This is a genomic window from Burkholderia sp. NRF60-BP8 (genome assembly GCF_001522585.2).
Lineage (GTDB): Bacteria > Pseudomonadota > Gammaproteobacteria > Burkholderiales > Burkholderiaceae > Burkholderia.
This window is the reverse complement of record NZ_CP013373.1, coordinates 2,494,060-2,512,892: the sequence shown is the minus strand read 5'-3', so window position 1 is coordinate 2,512,892 and position 18,833 is coordinate 2,494,060. Positions and strand designations below refer to the sequence as shown.

Sequence of the window (18,833 nt, the reverse complement as noted above, 5' to 3'; positions counted from 1 at the left end):
ATGTCAGATCCTCGCTTCGTCCATCTTCGCGTTCACTCCGAATTCTCGATCGCCGACGGCATCGTGCGCATTGACGACATCGTCAAGGCGGCGGCCGCGGACGGTCAGGGTGCGCTCGCGCTCACCGATCTCGGCAACGCATTCGGTCTCGTCCGTTTCTACCAGGAAGCCCGCGGCAAGGGCATCAAGCCGATCGCCGGCTGCGACGTCTGGATCGCCAATCCCGACGACCGCGACAAGCCGTCGCGGTTGCTGCTGCTGGTCAAGGACAAGGTCGGTTACCTGAATCTCTGCGAGCTGCTGTCGAAGGCGTGGCTCACGAACCAGTACCGCGGCCGCGCGGAACTCGACGCGAGCTGGCTCGACGGCGACCGCGCGCAGGGGCTGCTCGCGCTGTCGGGCGCGCAGCAGGGCGATATCGGGCTCGCGCTGGCCGCGGGCAACGAAGACGCTGCGCGCCGTCACGCCGAGCGCTGGGCGCGGGTGTTTCCGGGTGGCTTCTACATCGAGCTGCAGCGTTACGGCCAGCCGGGCGCCGAGGCGTACATCCAGCAGGCCGCGACGCTCGCCGCGTCGCTGAAGCTGCCGGTCGTCGCGACGCACCCGACGCAGTTCATGACGGACGACGATTTCACCGCGCACGAGGCGCGCGTGTGCATCTCGGAAGGCGACATCCTCGCGAACCCGCGGCGCCAGAAGCGTTTCACGACCGACCAGTATTTCCGCACGCAGGACGACATGGTCGCGCTGTTCGCCGATCTGCCGTCGGCGGTCGCGAACACGGTCGAGATCGCGAAGCGCTGCAATCTGAAGCTCGAACTCGGCAAGCCGAAACTGCCGCTGTTTCCGACGCCGGACGGCATGTCGCTCGACGACTACCTCGTCCAACTGTCGAAGGAAGGGCTCGAGACTCGCCTTGCGCAGTTGTATCCGGTCGAAGCCGAGCGCGACGCGCAGCGCGACACGTACTACAAGCGCCTCGAATTCGAGTGCGGGACCATCACGAAGATGGGCTTCCCCGGCTACTTCCTGATCGTCGCGGACTTCATCAACTGGGCGAAGAACAACGGCGTGCCGGTCGGCCCGGGCCGCGGCTCGGGCGCCGGCTCGCTGGTCGCGTACGCGCTCGGCATTACCGACCTCGATCCGCTGCGCTACAACCTGCTGTTCGAGCGCTTCCTGAACCCGGAACGCGTGTCGATGCCCGACTTCGACATCGACTTCTGCCAGCACGGCCGCGATCGCGTGATCCAGTACGTGAAGGAGAAATACGGCGCGGACGCGGTATCGCAGATCGCCACGTTCGGCACGATGGCCGCGAAGGCGGCCGTGCGCGACATCGGCCGCGTGCTCGACCTCGGCTACATGTTCACCGACGGCGTCGCGAAGCTGATCCCGTTCAAGCCCGGCAAGCACGTGACGATTGCCGACGCGATGAAGGAAGAGCCGCAGTTGCAGGAGCGCTACGACCACGAGGACGAAGTGCACCAGCTGCTCGATCTCGCGCAGCGCGTCGAGGGCCTCACGCGTAACGTCGGGATGCACGCGGGCGGCGTGCTGATCGCGCCCGGCAAGCTGACCGATTTCTGCCCGCTGTACACGCAGGGCGACGACGGCGGCGTGGTCAGCCAGTACGACAAGGACGACGTCGAAGCCGTCGGCCTCGTGAAGTTCGACTTTCTGGGTCTCACGACGCTGACGATCCTCGACTGGGCCGAGCGCTACATCCGCCGTCTCGATCCGTCGAAGGCCGACTGGTCGCTCGCGCAGGTGCCGCTCGACGATCCGGCCTCGTTCCAGATCCTGAAGAAGGCCAACACGGTCGCGGTGTTCCAGCTGGAAAGCCGCGGGATGCAGGGCATGCTGAAGGATGCGCAGCCCGACCGCTTCGAGGACATCATCGCGCTCGTGTCGTTGTACCGTCCGGGCCCGATGGACCTGATTCCGAGCTTCTGCGCACGCAAGCACGGGCGCGAGAAGGTCGACTATCCGGATCCGCGCGTCGAACCCGTCCTGAAAGAGACCTACGGCATCATGGTCTATCAGGAGCAGGTGATGCAGATGGCGCAGATCATCGGCGGCTACTCGCTCGGCGGGGCGGACTTGCTGCGTCGCGCGATGGGCAAGAAGAAGCCCGAGGAGATGGCCAAGCATCGCGAGATCTTCGCCGAGGGTGCGGCGAAGAACGGCCTCACGCGCGAGAAGTCCGACGAGATCTTCGACTTGATGGAGAAGTTCGCGGGCTACGGCTTCAACAAGTCGCACGCGGCCGCGTATGCGCTGCTCGCGTATTACACCGCGTGGCTGAAGGCGCACCATCCGGCCGAGTTCATGGCGGCCAACATGACGCTCGCGATGGACGACACCGACAAGGTGAAGATCCTGTTCGACGACTGCGTCGTGAACAACCTCGTCGTGCTGCCGCCGGACATCAACCAGTCGCATTACCGGTTCGAGCCGGTCGCGCAAGCCGACGGCAAGCGCTCGCGCACGATCCGCTACGGCCTCGGCGCGGTGAAGGGCAGCGGCCAGAACGCGATCGAGGAAATCCTGCGCGCGCGCGAGGAAAAGGCGTTCACCGACCTGTTCGACTTCTGCGAGCGGATCGACCGGCGCATCGTCAACCGCCGCACGGTCGAGGCGCTGATTCGCGCCGGCGCGTTCGATTCGTTGAACCCGAACCGTGCGCAGTTGATCGCGTCGGTGCCGCTCGCGATGGAAGCGGCCGAGCAGGCCGAAGCGAATGCGATGCAGGCGGGCCTGTTCGACATGGGCGCCGAGTCGCCGCATGCGCATGCGCTCGTCGACGAACCCGCGTGGGACGACAAGCGTCGCCTGCAGGAAGAAAAGGCCGCGCTCGGTTTCTACCTGTCCGGCCACCTGTTCGACGCGTATCGCGACGAAGTGCGCCGCTTCGTGCGGCAGAAGATCGGTGACCTGAAGGAAGGGCGCGACAAGCTCGTCGCCGGCATCATCGCGTCGCTGCGCACGCAGATGACCCAGCGCGGCAAGATGCTGATCGCGCTGCTCGACGACGGCACGGGCCAGTGCGAGATCACGATCTTCAACGAACAGTTCGAGGCGAACAAGGCGCTGTTCAAGGAGGACGAGCTGCTGATCGTGCAGGGGCAGGCGCGCAACGACGCGTTCACCGGCGGCATTCGCTTCACGGCCGATACCGTGATGGATCTTGAACGCGCGCGCAGCCGCTATGCGCAGGCCGTGCGGCTGACGATGAACGGCAACGCCGACGCGCTCGCGCTGCGCCGCGTGCTCGAGCCGCACGTGTCGAAGGACGATCCGGCCGCGGCGAACGCGGTCGACGCGCCCGCGCCGCGCGGCGGCGGCCGCGATGGCGGTCGGCGTCCGCCGCCGCCGCTGCCGAACGGGCTTGCAGTCCAGATCCACTACAGCAACGCACGCGCGCAGGGCGAAATGCGTCTGGGCGACGCATGGCGCGTGAAGCCGAGCGACGTGCTGCTGGCGGAGCTGCGCGCGGCGTTCGACGGCAGCGTCGTCGAAATCACGTACTGACTGCGCCCGCTTCGGCGGGTGTCGCGTCCAGGCGGCCCGTCGCATCGCCATCGTGCGGTGCGGCGGGCCGTTTTTACGTGCGACGGTAATCGGACTTGGGCTGGCCATCCGGACGCTATACAATCCCGCGCTGACCGTCCGAACGCCGCGCCTGCCGCGGGTTCGCACGGCGAGCGACGCCGCGCCGGTGGCGCGCGAATAAACAGGGGCGGATCCATGCGGGGTGCGGCAACGCGCGGCGGTGTAGCCCCCGAACGGGATGCCGTGGAACGGCCCGTCTCGACGATAAAAACGGATTGTCACCACATGACCATGGCCAATGGGAACCCGACGCAGCGGATCCTCGTGATCCGGATTGATTTTCTGGGCGACATGCTGTGCACGACGGCGTTTCTCCGCGCGCTGAAGGCGCGTTGGCCGGGCGCGGAGCTGCATGTGGTCGCGAACCGCTACAACGCGGCCGCGCTGGCCGGAAACCCGAACGTGCACGCGATCCACACCTACGTGTACAGCCGTCAGTGCGAGCGCAACGACCGTCCGGGGCGGATGCGCGCATTCTTCGACCGGTTGCGGCTCGTGCGCCGTCTGCGCCGCTTGCGGTTCGACCTCGTGATCGTGCCGAACGGCGGCATGCATCGCAGCAGCATGCAGTTCGCGCGCCAGCTTCGCGCGAAGGATTGCCGCTGGCACGATGCCAGGACCGAATTCGACGATCGCAAGCCCGAGCATGTCGCGCAGCGGCCGATGTGCCATGAAGCGTTGTCGGGCTTCCGGCTCGTGCCCGAACTCGGCGATGCCGATCTCGACGGTCTCGAGCTGTCGGTGCATCCCGATCCCACGCTGCAGGAGGCGTGGCATCGCCTGCTCGGCCCGCGGACGAAGCCGCGCATCGGGCTGTTCGTGTCGAACAAGGCGGTCGAGCGCCGCTGGCCGGCCGACCGCTGGCGCGATCTCGGCGAGCGGCTCGCACCGATCGCCGACGTGATCGTGTTTCGCGATCCTGCCGTCGGCCGGGCTGTCGAAGACGAAGTATGGCGCGACGTGAATGCACGGCATGTCGCGCCTGCGTCGATCGCCGAACTGGTGGCGGCCGCAAGCCTGCTCGATATGATCGTCTCGGCCGACAGCGCACCCGTCCATCTTGCGTCGGCGCTCGGCGTACCGGTGGCCGCGCTGTTCGAGGACCGTCCCGAGAAATACCTGCGCTGGCATCCGCTTGGCGTGCCGCACGTGATCCTGCGCGCGGGCCCGACCGTCGAAGCGATCGGCGTCGATGCGGTCGAGCGCGCGGTGCGTCACCTGCTGCCGCAGGCCGGCCATCGCGACGACGCTGCGGCCGATGCGACGCGTGAGCCGCCGGCCGCCGCCACGGCGGCCGCGATCGTGACGACCGCTTCGTAGTGCCGGGCGCGCCGTGCGGCCGCGTACCGCACGACGCCCCCGCGGGCGGGGTCGCATCGCGGCTGCCGGCGCGGCCGGTGCGCGACGCCGCGCCGGCTGCTGCAAAATCCTGTACATTGCCAGCCTTGTTCAGCCAGCCAGACGATCGCCGTGGCCCTGTTTTCTTCCGCCCGTCCGCCCCGAACCATCCTCGTTGCCGCGCCGCGCCGTATCGGCGACGTGCTGCTGACGACGCCGCTCGTCCGATCGCTGAAGGCCCGCTGGCCGGACGCGCAGATCGACATGCTGGTGTTTCGCGGCACCGAGGGCGTGCTCGAGCACAATCCGGACGTGCGACGCGTGATCGTGGTCGCGCAGCGCGCGGGGTTTCGCGAGCGGTTGCGCGACGCGCTGTCGATGTGGCGCCGCTACGATCTCGCGTGCGCGGCGCTGAGTTCCGACCGGCCGCGTTTCTATAGCTGGTTCGCCGGCCGCAAGCGGGTCGGTCTCGTCGACCCGAACCGCGTCACGTGGCTCGCGCGGATGATGCTGAACGGGATCGCGATCAATCACCACGAATCCGCGCATACGGTCGTCAGTACGCTCGCACTCGCGCCGGTGATCGGCATCGAGCCGGTATCCGAGGTCGTCGCACCCGGCATCGGCGACGATCCCGCGCGACGCGCGCGTTTCGACGCGTGGCTCGCCGAGTCGCCCGCGATCCGCGCCGGCAAGCCGCTGGTCGTGCTGCATCCGTATCCGATGTTCCGTTACAAGCAATGGCGGCTCGACGGCTGGGTCGACATGATCGGCTGGCTGCGCGAGCAAGGCTTCGCGGTCGCGCTGTCGGGCGGCCCGGCCGACCGCGAGCGCGAGTATGCGGAGCAGGTCGCGACCGAGGCGGGCGGCGACGTGCTGAACCTGGTCGGGCGCCTGACGTTCGGCGAGAGCGCGGAGCTCGTGCGGCGCGCGCGGCTCTTCATCGGGCCCGACACCGGCGCGACGCACGTCGCGGCCGCGACCGGCACCGACACGATTGCACTGTTCGGGCCGTCCGACCCCGTGCGCTGGGGGCCGTGGCCGCAGCACTGGCCCGCGACCGAGAATCCGTGGCCGCTGCGCGGCTCGGGCCGGCACGGGAACGTGTGGCTGCTGCAAGGGGAGGGGGATTGCGTACCGTGCCGGCACGAAGGCTGCGAGCGTCATGTCGACAGCCGCAGCGACTGCCTCGTCCATCTTGGGGCGCAGCGCGTGAAGGCCGCGGCTGCCGAGATGCTCGGGCTGAATCAGCCGGGTCCGGCCGACGTCGTCGTCGACACGTCGCGGCTGGGCCGCGCCGGACCCGATTGACGCCCGGCGAACGCGCGTTTTTCTTCGTTGGCCTGGGGCTTCGTTCCGCGGAGAACCACGCGGCTCGCCCGCATCGACTGTGCGGAGGTCCGCTGCCGCCGAACCGGTCGGCGTGGGCAGCGGAACGTAGGCCGGCGGGTGTTACACGCTGCGTCGGATTGCCGACGTTTCGCGCGGCAGCGCTTCGCTGCGCTCGCCGCAGCCGAGCAGGATGCCGGCCAGCAGCACGATCAGGTGCCCTTCGGCGAAATCCAGCAACAGCGAATTCGCGAGACTGCCGATCGCGAAGATCGCGAGCCATGCGAGCAGCAAGTGTCGCGAGCGCGGATCGAGCGCCCGGCTGCCGCGCGCGATCTGCACGATCAGGTTGACGAACAGCAGCACGCCGAGCGAGCCGAGTTGCACGGCCATCAGCAAATATTCGTTGTGCGGGTTCGACGTGAGCTGGCCTTCGGCCGCCGTCTTGCCGGCCGTGAGCTTTTCGAATTCGGATTCGAGGCCGCCTGCGCCGTAGCCGAGCACGGGGCGCTGGCGATACAGTTCGAGCCCCTTCTTGTACCACTCGAGGCGCAGCCCGGTCGACGTGGCCGCATCGCTCTGCCGGTATTGCTGCACTTCCGTCACGACCTTCGTCAGCCGGCCGTTGTGAACCGTGCAGGCGGCGACCACGAGCGCGGCGCCCGCGAGGACGAGCACGCCGGCGGCGAGCCCCGCGCGCAACGCGGACCGCCGGCGCAGCAGCAGCACGAAACGCACGGCGACGACGAGGATCAGCAACAGCGCGATGACCTGCCCCGTGCGCCCTTGCAGCATCACGAACACGTTGACGAGCGACCACGCGGCGACGCCCGCGTACGCGGCGCGGGACAGCATCGTGCGGGCCGCCAGCGCGAGATCGGCTGCCTGGTAAAAGAGCAACGCCCCGAACATGCCGGCGGCGATATGGTTCTTGAACACCCACGCGCGCGACAGCGGCAACTGGGTCGCATGCGCCGGCCCGATCGCGGTCAGGCCGAGGTAGTTGGTCGTCGACAGCAGCAGGATCGCGCACAGCGTGGCGAACCAGCAGCGCCGCACGATCGGCGCCCAGTTCGAATGACGGAACGCGAGCACGGCGAACGGCAGCAGCAGCAGCTTGTCGTACTTCGCGACCCAGTTCCACGCCTTGTTGTGCGGCGCGACCGTATAGGCGACGCTCACGGCCAGCGCGGCCAGGATCAGCAGCGCCGCGAGCGAAGCCGGGTCGGCGACGAGCGAGCGCAGGTTGCGCCAGAATTCGGGGGAGATCACGAGCGCGACGGCGAACAGCCCGCAGAACACGTTGGTCAGCGCGGTCGAGACGGGCACCATGCAGAGCGCGGCGACGGCGAATGCACGGGCGGCGGTCAGGCGCCGCGTGGCGGGAGTGGAAAACGAAAGCATCGGAACCTGGCGTATGGACGAATGCGGCGCGCGAACGGCGTGCACCGCGCCGCGTCGCGCCCCCGGCGAGAGACCCGGGACGAACGGCGCAGTATACGCGAAGCAGGACAGGTTTCCGTGCGGTTTTCGGGGCCCGATCAGCTGAACGCGCGCTTGATCCGCGAACGCAGCAGCGCGCGCTTGAGGCGGCCTTCCACGGCCGGCGTATCGAGCGCGATCCGGGTGCCTGCCGGCTCGCCGCGATGCAGGTAGTAGCGGTCGAACGTCGCCTGGGTCATGCCCCATTTGTTCAGGAACTGACGGCGGCCGTCGTTCTTGACGATCTTGCCGGTGCTCTTTTGCTGGAAGTGATACACGAGGCTGTCGCCGACGCCGATGAAGATCCGGCAACCGGCGTCCCAGAATTTCATCGAGAAGTCGTTGTCGCTGCTCATGCCCGGCGACAGCTCGCTGCTGTAGCCGCCGATGCGGTTCCACCAGTCGCGGTGGACGAGCGTCGGCGGCCAGGTCGAGCCGAGCCAGTCCGCGCGCGCCAGCTTCGGCGTCGCGGCGACGAGGCCCGTCGCATCGAATTGCTCGGCGTCGCGGCCGAAATCGCTGACGACCACGCACGGATTGCGCGTGTCGACCGGCTCGATCATCGTGCCGGACAGCATGAACAGGTCGGTCGGCATCCGTTCGATGCGGCGCACGAGCGCCGTGTCCCAGCCCGGGCAGCAGAACATGTCGTCGTTCATGTAGACGACGTAGTCGCGCACGGCGCGCGCGGCGGCCAGGTTGACCGCATGGCAGATGCCGATGTTGGTCGGCGACGCGGTGTGTTCGATCCCTTCGCTGCGCACCCAGTCGAGCGTGCCGTCCGAGCCGTCGTTTACGTGCACGACGATCTGGTGGTCGTACGCGGAATGCCGGCGCAGGCTGTCGACGACGAGCTTGAGGTACGGCAGGTTGTTCCAGGTCGGGATGATGATGGAGAACATGGCGGTCGGATTCGGTGGTCGTCGTGGCGGGCGGCGCGCGGCGCAGCCGTTCGGGCGGGCACGCGCGGTGCGCGCAACCCGGCATTGTAACGCCGGGCCGGCCGCGCGCCGGCGGGTGCCTAGCGGGCCGGTTCGTGACCGAGCTTCAGGAAGCGGTAATACACGGTTTCCGCGTTGAACACGGCGATCATGAAGCCCGCGCGGCCGTCGAGGAACCCGCGCCGCAGCACGTAGGTGCGCACGAACGCCCAGGCGCCGCGGCCGAGCGCCTTGCCGAAGCCGCCGCGCTGGCCGGCCGCGCGGCGCTGGCGCGCGCCGGCCGTCGAATACGCGTCGAGCTTGCGCACGACCGTTTCGAAATCCTCGTACGAGTAGTGCATCAGCTTGCCGGGCAGGCGCTGCGCGGCGGTCTCGAACACGAGGCGTTCGTGCACGAGATCGTCCGAGAACCGCGCGGCGCCGCGCCGGAACAGCCGCGGCACCCAGTCCGGATACCAGCCGCTGTGATGGATCCACTGGCCGCAGAAGCTCGACAGCCGGTCGAGCGCATAGACCTGCGCGGCCGGCGCGCGGATCGCGTCGCGGATCGATTGCGCGAGTTCCGGCGTGACCACTTCGTCGGTGTCGAGCGACAGGATCCAGTCGGTGCCGAGCGCGTCGAGCGCGCGGTTCTTCTGCGGCCCGAAACCCGGCCAGTCGCGCTCGACGATCACGCGCGCGCCGTGCGCCTGCGCGATCGCGACGGTATCGTCGGTGCTGCCGCCGTCGATGACGACGATATCGTCGGCGAACGACAGCGCATCGAGACACTGCGCGAGCCGCGCGGATGCGTTGAGGGCGATGAGGGCGACGCCGAGGGAGGGTTCAGCCATGAAATCGTCGGAAAGGCGGAGAAAACGGTGAGCGGCAGTATACCTTCGGGGCGGCCGCGGGCAGCATCGGCGCCGACCGTGCCGGCGGGGGCGGTGCAGCTATAATGTTGAGCCCTTTTCGGCACTCGCCCGACCAGGGCGCACACCCGGGCGGCCACGCGCCGGGCGCCGCATCGCGGCTCAAGAAGGATTGCCTTGGAAACCCAGAACACTCTTCGCAAACCGATGGACGGCAGCGGCACTTCGCCGGTGACGGTCCTCAAGCGCCTGTGGCCGTATATCCGGCCGCTCATCGGCATCGTCGTGCTCGCCGTGGTGACGATGGGCGTCGTCGCGGCCACCGAAGCCGGTATCCCGGCGCTGCTCAAGCCGCTCCTCGACCACGGCTTCGGCTCGCACGGCAGCGACCGCGCGAAATGGTACGTGCCGATCGCGGTGATCGGCCTCGCGCTCGTGCGCGGCGTGTCGCAGTACGCGTCGAATTACCTGCTCAACTACGTATCGAACCGCATCCTGCTGCAACTGCGGCTCGAGATGTTCCGGCGGATGATCCATACCGGCGCGTCGTTCTTCCAGCGCGAAACCGCGAGCACGGTGATCAACGCGATCGTGTTCGAGGTCAACCAGATCCTGTCGGTGCTGACGGGCGTGATGGTCACGCTCGTGCGCGACTCGCTGACCGTGATCTTCCTGCTCGGCTACCTGTTCTACCTGAACTGGCGGCTCACGCTGATCGTCGCGGTGATCCTGCCGGGCATCGGCTGGCTCGTCAGCAAGATCAACCGCCGGCTGCGTCGCCTGAACCGCGAGCACCAGACGCTGACCAACGAGCTGTCGTACATCGTCGAGGAGACGGTCGGCGGCTACAAGGTCGTCAAGGTGCACAACGGCGAAGCGTACGAGACGGACCGCTTCACGACGATGAGCAAGCGCCTGCGCGGCTACGCGATGCGCATGACGATCTCGGGCGGCCTCGCGCAGCCGCTCACGCAGTTCCTTGCGTCGATCGCGCTCGCGGTCGTGATCACGATCGCGGTCGTGCAGTCGTCGAACGACCAGACGACGGTCGGCGGGTTCGTCGCGTTCGTCACGTCGATGCTGCTGGTGATCTCGCCGCTCAAGCACCTGATCGACGTCAACCAGCCGCTGCAGCGCGGGATGACGGCCGCCGAGCTGATCTTCGGGCTGATCGACGAGCCGGCCGAGCCGCAGGGCGGCGGCCGGCCGCTGCCGCATGCGCGCGGCGAGATCGAGTTCCGCGCGGTGTCGTTCGACTACGGCGCGGCCGAACGGCCGACGCTCGACCGCATCTCGTTCAAGGTCGCGCCGGGCGAAATGATCGCGCTGGCCGGCCCGTCCGGAAGCGGCAAGACGACGCTCGTGAACCTGCTGCCGCGTTTCTTCGACCCGACGGACGGCACGATCCTGGTCGACGGCGTGCCGGTGTCCGACTACGATCTCCACGCGCTACGCAGCCAGATGGCGATGGTCAGCCAGGACGTCGTGCTGTTCAACGACACGATCGCCGCGAACGTCGCTTACGGGCAGACACCCGACCGCGCGCGCGTGCAGGCCGCGCTCGAGGCCGCGAACCTAGCCGATGCGGTCGCCGCGATGCCCGACGGGCTCGATACGCTGGTCGGCGGCAACGGGATGCGCTTGTCCGGCGGCCAGCGCCAGCGGCTCGCGATTGCGCGCGCGATCTACAAGGACGCGCCGATCCTGATCCTCGACGAAGCGACGTCGGCGCTCGATTCGGAGTCGGAGCGCCACGTGCAGGCCGCGCTCGAGCGGCTGATGGAAGGCCGCACGACGCTGGTGATCGCGCACCGGCTGTCGACGATCGAGCGCGCGGACCGCATCCTCGTGCTCGAGGCCGGCAAGATCGTCGAAGAGGGCAGCCACGACGAGCTGCTGCGCCACGGCGGCCTCTACGCGCACCTGCACCGGATCCAGTATCAGCAGCAAGCGGCGTAACGCGCGGTGAGGCGGCCGCGATGCCGTGTGCTAGTCTTCGTCGGGCAGTCCCGGTCGTTTCTTGTTCGACGTGATACCACGGAGGGAAGGACAATGAAGAGGATGCACGGCATGATGCTGGCCGCACTGATCGCCGCAGGCTGCGCGGCTACCGCGGCAATGGCGCAGGACCACGACAATCGCGATGACCGCGGCGGCCACGGGATGCAGCACGGCCATGGCCCGAAACACGTGCCGCCCGGCCACGCGATGCATCGCGACGACGACGTACCGCCGCGCTGGGCCGACCAGCCGCGCCGCGAGTGGCACAAGGGCGACCGGCTTCCTCCCGAGTTCCGCGATCGCCAATACGTGATCGACGACTGGCGTGGCTATCATCTGAGCCCACCACCGCGCGGCTATCAATGGGTCGGCGTCGGCGGGGATCACCTGCTGGTGCAGATCGGTTCCGGCATCGTGCTGCGGATCGGCGACTGATCCGGCCCGCGGCCCGGCATGGATCGCGATGCCGCGATGCGCGCCGGGCCGCCGGCTCCCAGCGTCACTTTGCCGCCGCGCGGCGGAACCAGCGCCGCTCGATTCTCGACATCAGCCAGCACACGCCCAGCGCGCACACCGTGCCGAGCGTCACTTCGCCGAGCCGGATCAGCGGAACGTCCCACAGCGGGCCGTTGCCCGGGAACAGCAGCACGATCGTCGCGGTCACGCCGCCGAGCCGTGCGGCGCTGCCGACGTTCAGGCACCAGCAGCAGACGATCGCGACCGCGACCGTGATCGCATACGCGACGAGGCGATCGCCGCCCAACGCCGCACCGGCGAAGCCGAGGATGCCGCCGACCATCGCGCCGATGAACTGGTCGCGCGACAGCGACATCGTGTCCGAGTAGTTGTGCTGCGTGACGGCGATCGCGGTGATCGCCGCCCACACGGCCTGCTCGGTATGCATCGCGCGGCCGATCGCATACGCGAGGCACGCGCCGCAGACGGCCTGCAGCGCCATCAGCGCGCCTTGCGCGAGCCGCTCGCCGAATGACAACCCCTTGAACAGATCGAAGATCGACTGCTGGATCTGCTGGCGGGCTTCGTTGAGTGTCCTGATCGTATCCATCGTGCGTCGGCCAAGAAGCGGGTAGCGGCGGCGCGCCGCCGTCAATGCGCCTGTTCGGGCGAGGCGGCCGCCGGTTCGGCGGCCGTCGCGTCGCCGTTCTCGACGCGGGTTTCGGGCATCACGAGCCAGACCAGCAGCACCGCGAGCGCGCCGGCGGCCGCGAGCCCGAAGAAGCTGACCGCGTTGCCGAAGTGATCGGCGACGTAGCCGGCCACGGCCGTGCTGAGCGTGGCGCCAATCCCGGCCGCGAGCCCGAACAGCCCGATACAGAGGTTGTAGCGGCCCTTGCCGCCCGCGACGTCGGCCGCGATCAGCGGCAGCATCACGCCGAACACGGCCGCGCTGATGCCGTCGAGCATCTGCATCGGCACGAGCAGGTACGGGCTGCTGACGCCGGCGAACAGCAGCGCGCGCACCGGCAGCGCGGAGAAGCCGAGCAGCAGGATCGGCCGGCGCCCCCAGCGCTGCGCGGAGCGGCCGACCCACGGCGACAGCATCGCGACGATCGCCTGCGGCACGATGATGCACGCGGCGATCACGAGCTGCACGTTCTCGCCCATCCCGGCAGTGACTTCGCCGGCCGCGAGGTTCAGCATCGCGGCGTTCGACAGGTGGAACAGCACGACGCAGGCCGCGAAGATCAGCATCCGGCGGTCGCGCAGCAGCTCGAGCAGCGTTTCGCGTTCCTCGCCTTCGTCGGCGTCGTCGTGCTTCGACGATTGCGGAATCACCTCGTGCGTCGGCTGGATCATCGCGAGCGCGAACAGCGCGGGCAGCGCCAGCACGGCGGTCAGCCAGAACACCGCGCGCGCGGAGAAATATTCGCCGGTCAGCCCCATCAGGCCCGCCGCGACCGCACTGCCGATCGACGCCCAGCGCGCGTTGCGGCCGAGCCGGTCGCCGAGATCGGCGCGGCCGACGAGCGAGAACGAGATCGCGGCCATCGCCGGCACCAGCATGCAGCTCGCGAAGCCGTGGAACACCTCGGCGGCGATCACCGGCACGATCGTCGGGCTCGACGCGAGCAGGACCGCGGACAGGATGATGGCCGCGATCGCCCACGCGGCCGCGCCTTTCTTGTTCTTCAGCGCGTCGACGGCCGCGCCGCCCGGCACCTGGCTGACCATCGCGCTGATCGTGCCGATCGACAGCACCATGCCGATCTCGCCCTGCGTCCACTTGTGCGACGCGAGATAGGACGCGATGAACGGACCGAACCCGGTTTGAACGTTTGCAACGAAAAAGTTGAGCCAGTCGAGGGAGCGCAGACTGCGAACGCTGACGGAATGCTTGATCGTCATCGGATGGCACTCGCAGACGAAGCCGGCGCGGCCGGGGCGACAGGCGGGAAGACGGCGACGATCGGCTTGTCGGCCGCGTACGGCGGCGATGCCTTGATCTGGGCGTCGTTCAGGTCGAGCTGCGGGTGCAGCGCCTTGTCGCGCGTGACGAAGCGCAGCGCGCCCCAGCTCGCGGCGATCGAACGGCGGTCGGTATTGACGAGCCCCCCGAGATCGAGCACGACGGCCTGCGGCTGGGCGCCGCGGTCGATCAGCACGTCGACGATGCGGCCGATCTTCGTGCCGTTCGGACGCTCGACGTCGCTGTCGAGCATCGGCAGCCGCGTCGCCGGCGACGCCGCGGCCGACCCCGACAGCGGCGCCGCCTTCGGCCGCGCGGCGGGCGGCAGGTCGCCCGACGGCACGTCGAGCACGATCGGCTCCTGTTTGCCGCCCGGCGTGAAGCGGAACACGTTCCACGGGAAGATGACCTTGCGGTCGCCGATCCCCATGAAGCCCTGCAGGTTGACGATCATCTCGCGCGGCTTGCCGCTCGCGTCGACCACCATGTCGACCGCGCGGCCGACCACCTTGCCGTTACGGCGCGCGACCTCGCTGTCGAGCAGCGCATGGATCTGGGTGCGGTCGAGCGCGCGCGTCGCGACGAGCGGCGCGGGCGGCGGCGGCGGCGGGGTCGGCGATTCGGGGCGTTGCACGGGCTTCGGCCGTGCCACCTCGCGGTGCGGCTTCTTCGGCGCTTCCGGTTCCTCCGGTTGCGTCGGCGCGGGCACGGGCGGCATCGTCAGCGGCTCGCCGGCGGTCTCCTCGACGGGCTCGACGAGCGCCTCGCTGATCGGCGCGGGCGGGTTCTGGACCGGCAGCAGCCCGCAGCCGGACAGCAACGCGGCGACGGCGAGAATCAGGAAGACCGTCGAGGACGGCAACGACTTGCGGGATGCGGGAAACGGGAGTCCGCCGCTCATTGACACTCACTCCATGGGTCGGGGGCGGCCCGAGGGCACGCGGCTGGCGATGGATGGCGGGTGCGGGCGGCGCACCACGCGAGGTGAGAGTTTAACGTGTCTTGCTTTCAGGACCGATTTCGATGGCCGGTTGCAAGCGGATCGTGGGGGAAAGGAAGGGAGCGGAGCGGGTGGCGGTCCGGCTGCGGCGCCCGGGCCACGACGACGCGGTGCAGGCGCTGCAGCCGGTGCCCTGGCTCGCGGGCCTGAGCCGCCATACGCGGACGGCGACAGCGGCCCGGCGACGCGAGCGGCCGTCACGATCGTCCGGAAGAAGCGGCGCCGGCCTGGCTCGCCGTGACGGCGGGCAGGCTCGGGCACCGTTCGACGCAACGCGAAACCGGGAAATCAGGCGTCCGGATACCACGCGTCGGTGAATTCGCTGACCTTGACGTCGGTCAGCTCCGGACGGTCGGCCAGCCATCCGCGCACGAGTTCGCGGTCGGCGTCGGTCGTCGTGCCGCGCGGCGCGCCGGAGATCACGTATGCGCCGATGCCTTCGTCCGCGGACGCGACGGTCAGCAGCCCGTTCGCTTCGACGAAGTCGATGAACGCATCGATCAACTGGCCGCGCTCGAGGTCGGTCATGTCGTTGCGGTAATGCGCGGTGGCGTTGAACGCGAGTTCCTGGAATTCGCCGATGTGGAGTTTCTTGCGCTGGCGGCGGTTGTGGCGTTGGCTCATGGTCTGGGGGTGAATGCGAAAAGGATCGATGAAAGGGCGGCGGCGGTGCTGGCGCGGCATACGCGAACGGCCCGGCCGCCGCATCGGGGCGCCGCGCGGCGCTGCCGGCGGCGGATGGACGCAACGTTACATCAGCACGATGTCGTACTGCTCCTGGCTCAGGTTCGACTCGACCTGAAGCGACACCGGCTTGCCGATGAAGTCGATCAGCATCGCGAGATGCTGCGACTCCTCGTCGAGGAACAGGTCGATCACCTGCTGCGCGGCGATCACGCGAAACTCGCGCGGGTTGAACTGCCGCGATTCGCGCAGGATCTCGCGCAGGATGTCGTAGCACACGGTGCGCGACGTCTTCACCTGGCCCTTGCCCTGGCAGGTCGGGCACGGTTCGCACAGCACGTGCGCGAGCGATTCGCGCGTGCGCTTGCGTGTCATCTCGACGAGCCCGAGCTGCGAGAAGCCGTTGACCGTCACGCGCGTGCGGTCGCGCGACAGCGCCTTCTTCAGCTCGGACAGCACCGCGTCGCGATGCTCGGCGTTCTCCATGTCGATGAAGTCGATGATGATGATCCCGCCGAGGTTGCGCAGCCGCAACTGTCGCGCGATCGTGTGCGCGGCCTCGAGGTTGGTCTTGAAGATCGTGTCGTCGAAATTGCGCGCGCCGACGTAGCCGCCGGTGTTCACGTCGATCGTCGTCATCGCCTCGGTCTGGTCGATCATCAGATAGCCGCCCGACTTCAGGTCGACGCGGCGCGACAGCGCGCGCTGGATCTCCGTCTCGATGTTGTACAGGTCGAACAGCGGCCGCTCGCCCGTGTAGTGATGCAGCTTCGGGCTCACGGCCGGCGTGAACTCGCCCGCGAATTCAGCGAGGCGCTGGTACGTCTCGCGCGAATCGACCTGGATGCGCGTCGTGTCGTCGTTCGCGAAATCGCGCAGCACGCGCTGCGCGAGATCGAGGTCCTGGTACAGCAGGCTCGTCGCCGGCAGCCGCTGCGCTTGCGCGACGATCGTCGCCCAGGTCTTGCGCAGGTAGGTGACGTCGCCGGCCAGCTCGTCGGAGGTGGCGTCCTCGGCGATCGTGCGCACGATGTAGCCGCCTTTCTCGTCCGGCGGGATCACGGCCGTCAGGCGCGCGCGCACGGCCTCGCGCTCGGCCTCGCTTTCGATCTTCTGCGAGATGCCGATATGCGGCTCCTGCGGCAGATAGACGAGCGTGCGTCCCGCGATGCTGACCTGCGTCGACAGCCGCGCGCCTTTGGTGCCGATCGGATCCTTGATCACCTGCACCATCAGCGTCTGCCCCTCGAACACGATCTTCTCGATCGGCTGGTGCGGCGCGCCCGACTGCGGCTCGCCCGCGAGGCGCGGATGCCAGATGTCGGCGACGTGCAGGAACGCCGCGCGCTCGAGGCCGATGTCGATGAACGCCGACTGCATGCCGGGCAGCACGCGCACGACCTTGCCGAGATAGATGTTGCCGACCCGCCCGCGCGACAGCGTGCGCTCGACGTGAAGCTCCTGCACCGCGCCTTGCTGGACGAGTGCGACGCGCGTTTCCTGCGGCGTGAGGTTGATCAGGATTTCTTCGTTCATGGTGCGGTTCAGAAGGCGACGCGTGCGGTACGCAGCAGCGCGGCAGTCTCAAAAAGGGGCAGACCCATGATACCTGAATGGGATCCGTCGATTCGCTCGATGAATTCGGCCGCGCGGCCCTGGATCGCGTACGCGCCGGCCTTGCCGAACGGCTCGCCGGTTTCGACGTAGCGCGCGTACGCATCGCGCGACGCGGCCGCGAAGCGCACCGACGAGCGCGACAGCGCGGGCGGCAGCAGTGCGCCGCCGGCGTCGATCACGGCGACGGCGGTCAGCACCGCGTGCTCGCGGCCGGCGAGGCGGGTGAGCATCGCGAGCGCATCGTCGGCGTCGGCCGGCTTGCCGAGGATCGCGCCGTCGATCGTCACCGTGGTATCGGCCACCAGCACCGGCGCGGCCGGCTTGCCGCTCGCGACGAGGCGCGAGCGCGCGGCCTCGGCCTTCGCGATGGTCACGCGTCGCACGTACGCGTCGGCGGTTTCGCCGGGCAGTTCGGCCTCGAGCGCCTCGGCGTCCTCGTCGGGGCGCGGCAGCAGCAGCTCGAAGCGCACGCCGATCTGCTGCAGCAGCTCCTGGCGGCGCGGGCTTTGCGAAGCGAGGTAAAGGATCGGGAAAAGCGCGGGGGACGTGCTGGACGGCATGGTGTCGTTATCTCGTTGAGCGCGCGCGGCGCGCGTCTCGAGGACGACGCGTCATGCGCGGTGGTAGGGATGATTCTGCGTGATGCTCCACGCCCGGTAAAGCTGTTCGGCGAGCAGCACGCGCACCATGCCGTGCGGCAGCGTCATGCTCGAGATGCGCAGCAGCACGTCGGCGCGCGCTTTCAGGTCCGGATCGAGCCCGTCGGCCCCGCCGATCACGAACGCGACGTCGCGGCCGTCCTGCTGCCAGCCGGGCAGCGCCTGCGCGAGCTGCATCGTGGTCCAGTCGCGGCCGCGCTCGTCGAGCGCGACGATGCGCGCGCCCTTCGGCAGCGCGGCCTCGATTTTCTGCCGCTCGGCCGCCATCACGCTGTCGGCGCTGCGGCCGCCCGAGCGCAGTTCAGGCTTGATTTCGCGCAACTCGATGCGCAGTTCGGGCGGCATCCGCTTCGTGTATTCGTCGAAGCCGGATGCGATCCAGCCCGGCATCTTGTGGCCGACCGCGAGGATGAAAAGCTTCATCGGGAGACGCGTGACGGCTTAGCGGCGCCGGGCGGCCGTCTTGCGCGCCGGGCGTGCGGGCGCTTCTTCCTCTTCTTCGTCGTCTTCGCTCGCCGTGGCGAAGCCGTTGCCCTTGCCGCCGCCGAGCTTCATCCGCACGGGCTTGTCGCCCCAGATTTCCTCGAGGTTGTAGTACTGGCGCAGCGCCGGTTGCAGGATGTGCACGACCGCGTCGCCGCAGTCGACCAGCACCCATTCGCCGGTGTCCTCGCCTTCGGAGCTGACGACGTCGCCGCCGGCTTCCTTGACCTTGTCGCGCACGTTCGACGCGAGGGCCTTGGTCTGGCGGTTGGAGGTGCCCGAGGCGACGACCACGCGGTCGAACAGTTCGGTCAGGTGGCTGGTGTTGAACACCTTGATGTCTTGCGCCTTGACGTCTTCGAGTGCGTCGACGATCACGCGCTGCAGTTTGCGAATATCCATGGA

16 protein-coding genes are annotated in these 18,833 nt (G+C 68.7%); 5 read left to right on the top strand and 11 right to left on the bottom strand.

The features are described 5' to 3' along the window. The 3 genes from dnaE to WS54_RS25130 all read left to right on the top strand — a co-directional run bounded on the left by dnaE (position 1) and on the right by WS54_RS25130 (position 6,264). Positions 1-3,534, top strand: a complete 3,534-nt coding sequence (gene dnaE / locus WS54_RS25140) for a DNA polymerase III subunit alpha (protein ID WP_059781290.1) — start codon at positions 1-3, stop codon at positions 3,532-3,534. A 312-nt stretch (positions 3,535-3,846) separates the two neighbouring features. Next, the gene (locus WS54_RS25135) at positions 3,847-4,935 is read left to right on the top strand and encodes a glycosyltransferase family 9 protein (protein WP_059781292.1); all 1,089 of its coding nucleotides are present in this window, start codon (positions 3,847-3,849) and stop codon (positions 4,933-4,935) included. A 150-nt stretch (positions 4,936-5,085) separates the two neighbouring features. Then, a complete protein-coding gene (locus WS54_RS25130; protein WP_059781294.1) occupies positions 5,086-6,264 on the top strand; it encodes a glycosyltransferase family 9 protein in 1,179 nt (392 codons plus the stop codon). A 141-nt stretch (positions 6,265-6,405) separates the two neighbouring features. Here the strand turns inward: WS54_RS25130 and WS54_RS25125 are convergent, their stop codons facing one another. From WS54_RS25125 to WS54_RS25115, 3 genes are all read right to left on the bottom strand, one after another. Next, positions 6,406-7,686, bottom strand: coding sequence for an O-antigen ligase family protein (locus tag WS54_RS25125; RefSeq protein ID WP_034208018.1), 1,281 nt, complete (start codon positions 7,684-7,686; stop codon positions 6,406-6,408). A gap of 137 nt (positions 7,687-7,823) precedes the next feature. After that, entirely contained in the window at positions 7,824-8,666 is an 843-nt protein-coding gene (locus tag WS54_RS25120; protein WP_059781295.1) for a glycosyltransferase family 2 protein, read from the bottom strand. Positions 8,667-8,785: 119 nt separating this feature from the next. Further along, positions 8,786-9,538, bottom strand: a complete 753-nt coding sequence (locus WS54_RS25115; protein ID WP_034208016.1) for a glycosyltransferase family 2 protein — start codon at positions 9,536-9,538, stop codon at positions 8,786-8,788. 225 nt (positions 9,539-9,763) lie between these two features. Between WS54_RS25115 and msbA the strand changes: the two genes are divergently transcribed. Together msbA and WS54_RS25105 are read left to right on the top strand one after the other, a co-directional pair. Further along, positions 9,764-11,515: a lipid A export permease/ATP-binding protein MsbA gene (gene msbA, locus WS54_RS25110; protein WP_034208015.1), complete on the top strand. Its 1,752-nt coding sequence runs from the start codon at positions 9,764-9,766 to the stop codon at positions 11,513-11,515. A gap of 93 nt (positions 11,516-11,608) precedes the next feature. Next, positions 11,609-11,992: an RcnB family protein gene (locus WS54_RS25105; protein ID WP_034208014.1), complete on the top strand. Its 384-nt coding sequence runs from the start codon at positions 11,609-11,611 to the stop codon at positions 11,990-11,992. 64 nt (positions 11,993-12,056) lie between these two features. On the opposite strand, the gene WS54_RS25100 is transcribed toward WS54_RS25105, so the two are convergent. From WS54_RS25100 to rsfS, 8 genes are all read right to left on the bottom strand, one after another. Beyond that, positions 12,057-12,623, bottom strand: a complete 567-nt coding sequence (locus WS54_RS25100; RefSeq protein ID WP_034208013.1) for an FUSC family protein — start codon at positions 12,621-12,623, stop codon at positions 12,057-12,059. A 41-nt stretch (positions 12,624-12,664) separates the two neighbouring features. Next, on the bottom strand, positions 12,665-13,924 hold the full coding sequence (locus WS54_RS25095) for an MFS transporter (protein WP_059781297.1): 1,260 nt from the start codon (positions 13,922-13,924) through the stop codon (positions 12,665-12,667). After that, positions 13,921-14,886, bottom strand: a complete 966-nt coding sequence (locus WS54_RS25090) for a PRC-barrel domain-containing protein (protein ID WP_059781299.1) — start codon at positions 14,884-14,886, stop codon at positions 13,921-13,923. Before WS54_RS25090 ends, WS54_RS25095 begins: the two co-directional genes overlap by 4 nt. Before the next feature lie 387 nt (positions 14,887-15,273). Then, complete coding sequence (locus tag WS54_RS25085; protein WP_059781300.1) at positions 15,274-15,609, bottom strand: YggL family protein; 336 nt, start codon at positions 15,607-15,609, stop codon at positions 15,274-15,276. Positions 15,610-15,735: 126 nt separating this feature from the next. After that, entirely contained in the window at positions 15,736-17,205 is a 1,470-nt protein-coding gene (gene rng, locus WS54_RS25080; RefSeq protein WP_034208009.1) for a ribonuclease G, read from the bottom strand. Between the two features lie 8 nt (positions 17,206-17,213). Next, positions 17,214-17,846, bottom strand: coding sequence for a Maf family protein (locus WS54_RS25075; RefSeq protein ID WP_034208008.1), 633 nt, complete (start codon positions 17,844-17,846; stop codon positions 17,214-17,216). A 51-nt stretch (positions 17,847-17,897) separates the two neighbouring features. Continuing rightward, complete coding sequence (gene rlmH, locus WS54_RS25070) at positions 17,898-18,368, bottom strand: 23S rRNA (pseudouridine(1915)-N(3))-methyltransferase RlmH (protein WP_059781302.1); 471 nt, start codon at positions 18,366-18,368, stop codon at positions 17,898-17,900. 18 nt (positions 18,369-18,386) lie between these two features. Continuing rightward, positions 18,387-18,830: a ribosome silencing factor gene (gene rsfS / locus WS54_RS25065; RefSeq protein ID WP_006484266.1), complete on the bottom strand. Its 444-nt coding sequence runs from the start codon at positions 18,828-18,830 to the stop codon at positions 18,387-18,389. Positions 18,831-18,833 lie beyond the last annotated feature (3 nt).

Bases quoted from the DNA above. Each gene is read 5' to 3' on its own strand.
- dnaE (WP_059781290.1), top strand. From the start codon at position 1: ATGTCAGATCCTCGCTTCGTCCATCTTCGCGTTCACTCCGAATTCTCG.
- WS54_RS25135 (WP_059781292.1), top strand. From the start codon at position 3,847: ATGGCCAATGGGAACCCGACGCAGCGGATCCTCGTGATCCGGATTGAT.
- WS54_RS25125 (WP_034208018.1), bottom strand. From the start codon at position 7,686: ATGCTTTCGTTTTCCACTCCCGCCACGCGGCGCCTGACCGCCGCCCGT.
- WS54_RS25120 (WP_059781295.1), bottom strand. From the start codon at position 8,666: ATGTTCTCCATCATCATCCCGACCTGGAACAACCTGCCGTACCTCAAG.
- WS54_RS25115 (WP_034208016.1), bottom strand. From the start codon at position 9,538: ATGGCTGAACCCTCCCTCGGCGTCGCCCTCATCGCCCTCAACGCATCC.
- msbA (WP_034208015.1), top strand. From the start codon at position 9,764: ATGGACGGCAGCGGCACTTCGCCGGTGACGGTCCTCAAGCGCCTGTGG.
- WS54_RS25105 (WP_034208014.1), top strand. From the start codon at position 11,609: ATGAAGAGGATGCACGGCATGATGCTGGCCGCACTGATCGCCGCAGGC.
- WS54_RS25100 (WP_034208013.1), bottom strand. From the start codon at position 12,623: ATGGATACGATCAGGACACTCAACGAAGCCCGCCAGCAGATCCAGCAG.
- WS54_RS25095 (WP_059781297.1), bottom strand. From the start codon at position 13,924: ATGACGATCAAGCATTCCGTCAGCGTTCGCAGTCTGCGCTCCCTCGAC.
- WS54_RS25090 (WP_059781299.1), bottom strand. From the start codon at position 14,886: ATGAGCGGCGGACTCCCGTTTCCCGCATCCCGCAAGTCGTTGCCGTCC.
- WS54_RS25085 (WP_059781300.1), bottom strand. From the start codon at position 15,609: ATGAGCCAACGCCACAACCGCCGCCAGCGCAAGAAACTCCACATCGGC.
- rng (WP_034208009.1), bottom strand. From the start codon at position 17,205: ATGAACGAAGAAATCCTGATCAACCTCACGCCGCAGGAAACGCGCGTC.
- WS54_RS25075 (WP_034208008.1), bottom strand. From the start codon at position 17,846: ATGCCGTCCAGCACGTCCCCCGCGCTTTTCCCGATCCTTTACCTCGCT.
- rlmH (WP_059781302.1), bottom strand. From the start codon at position 18,368: ATGAAGCTTTTCATCCTCGCGGTCGGCCACAAGATGCCGGGCTGGATC.
- rsfS (WP_006484266.1), bottom strand. From the start codon at position 18,830: ATGGATATTCGCAAACTGCAGCGCGTGATCGTCGACGCACTCGAAGAC.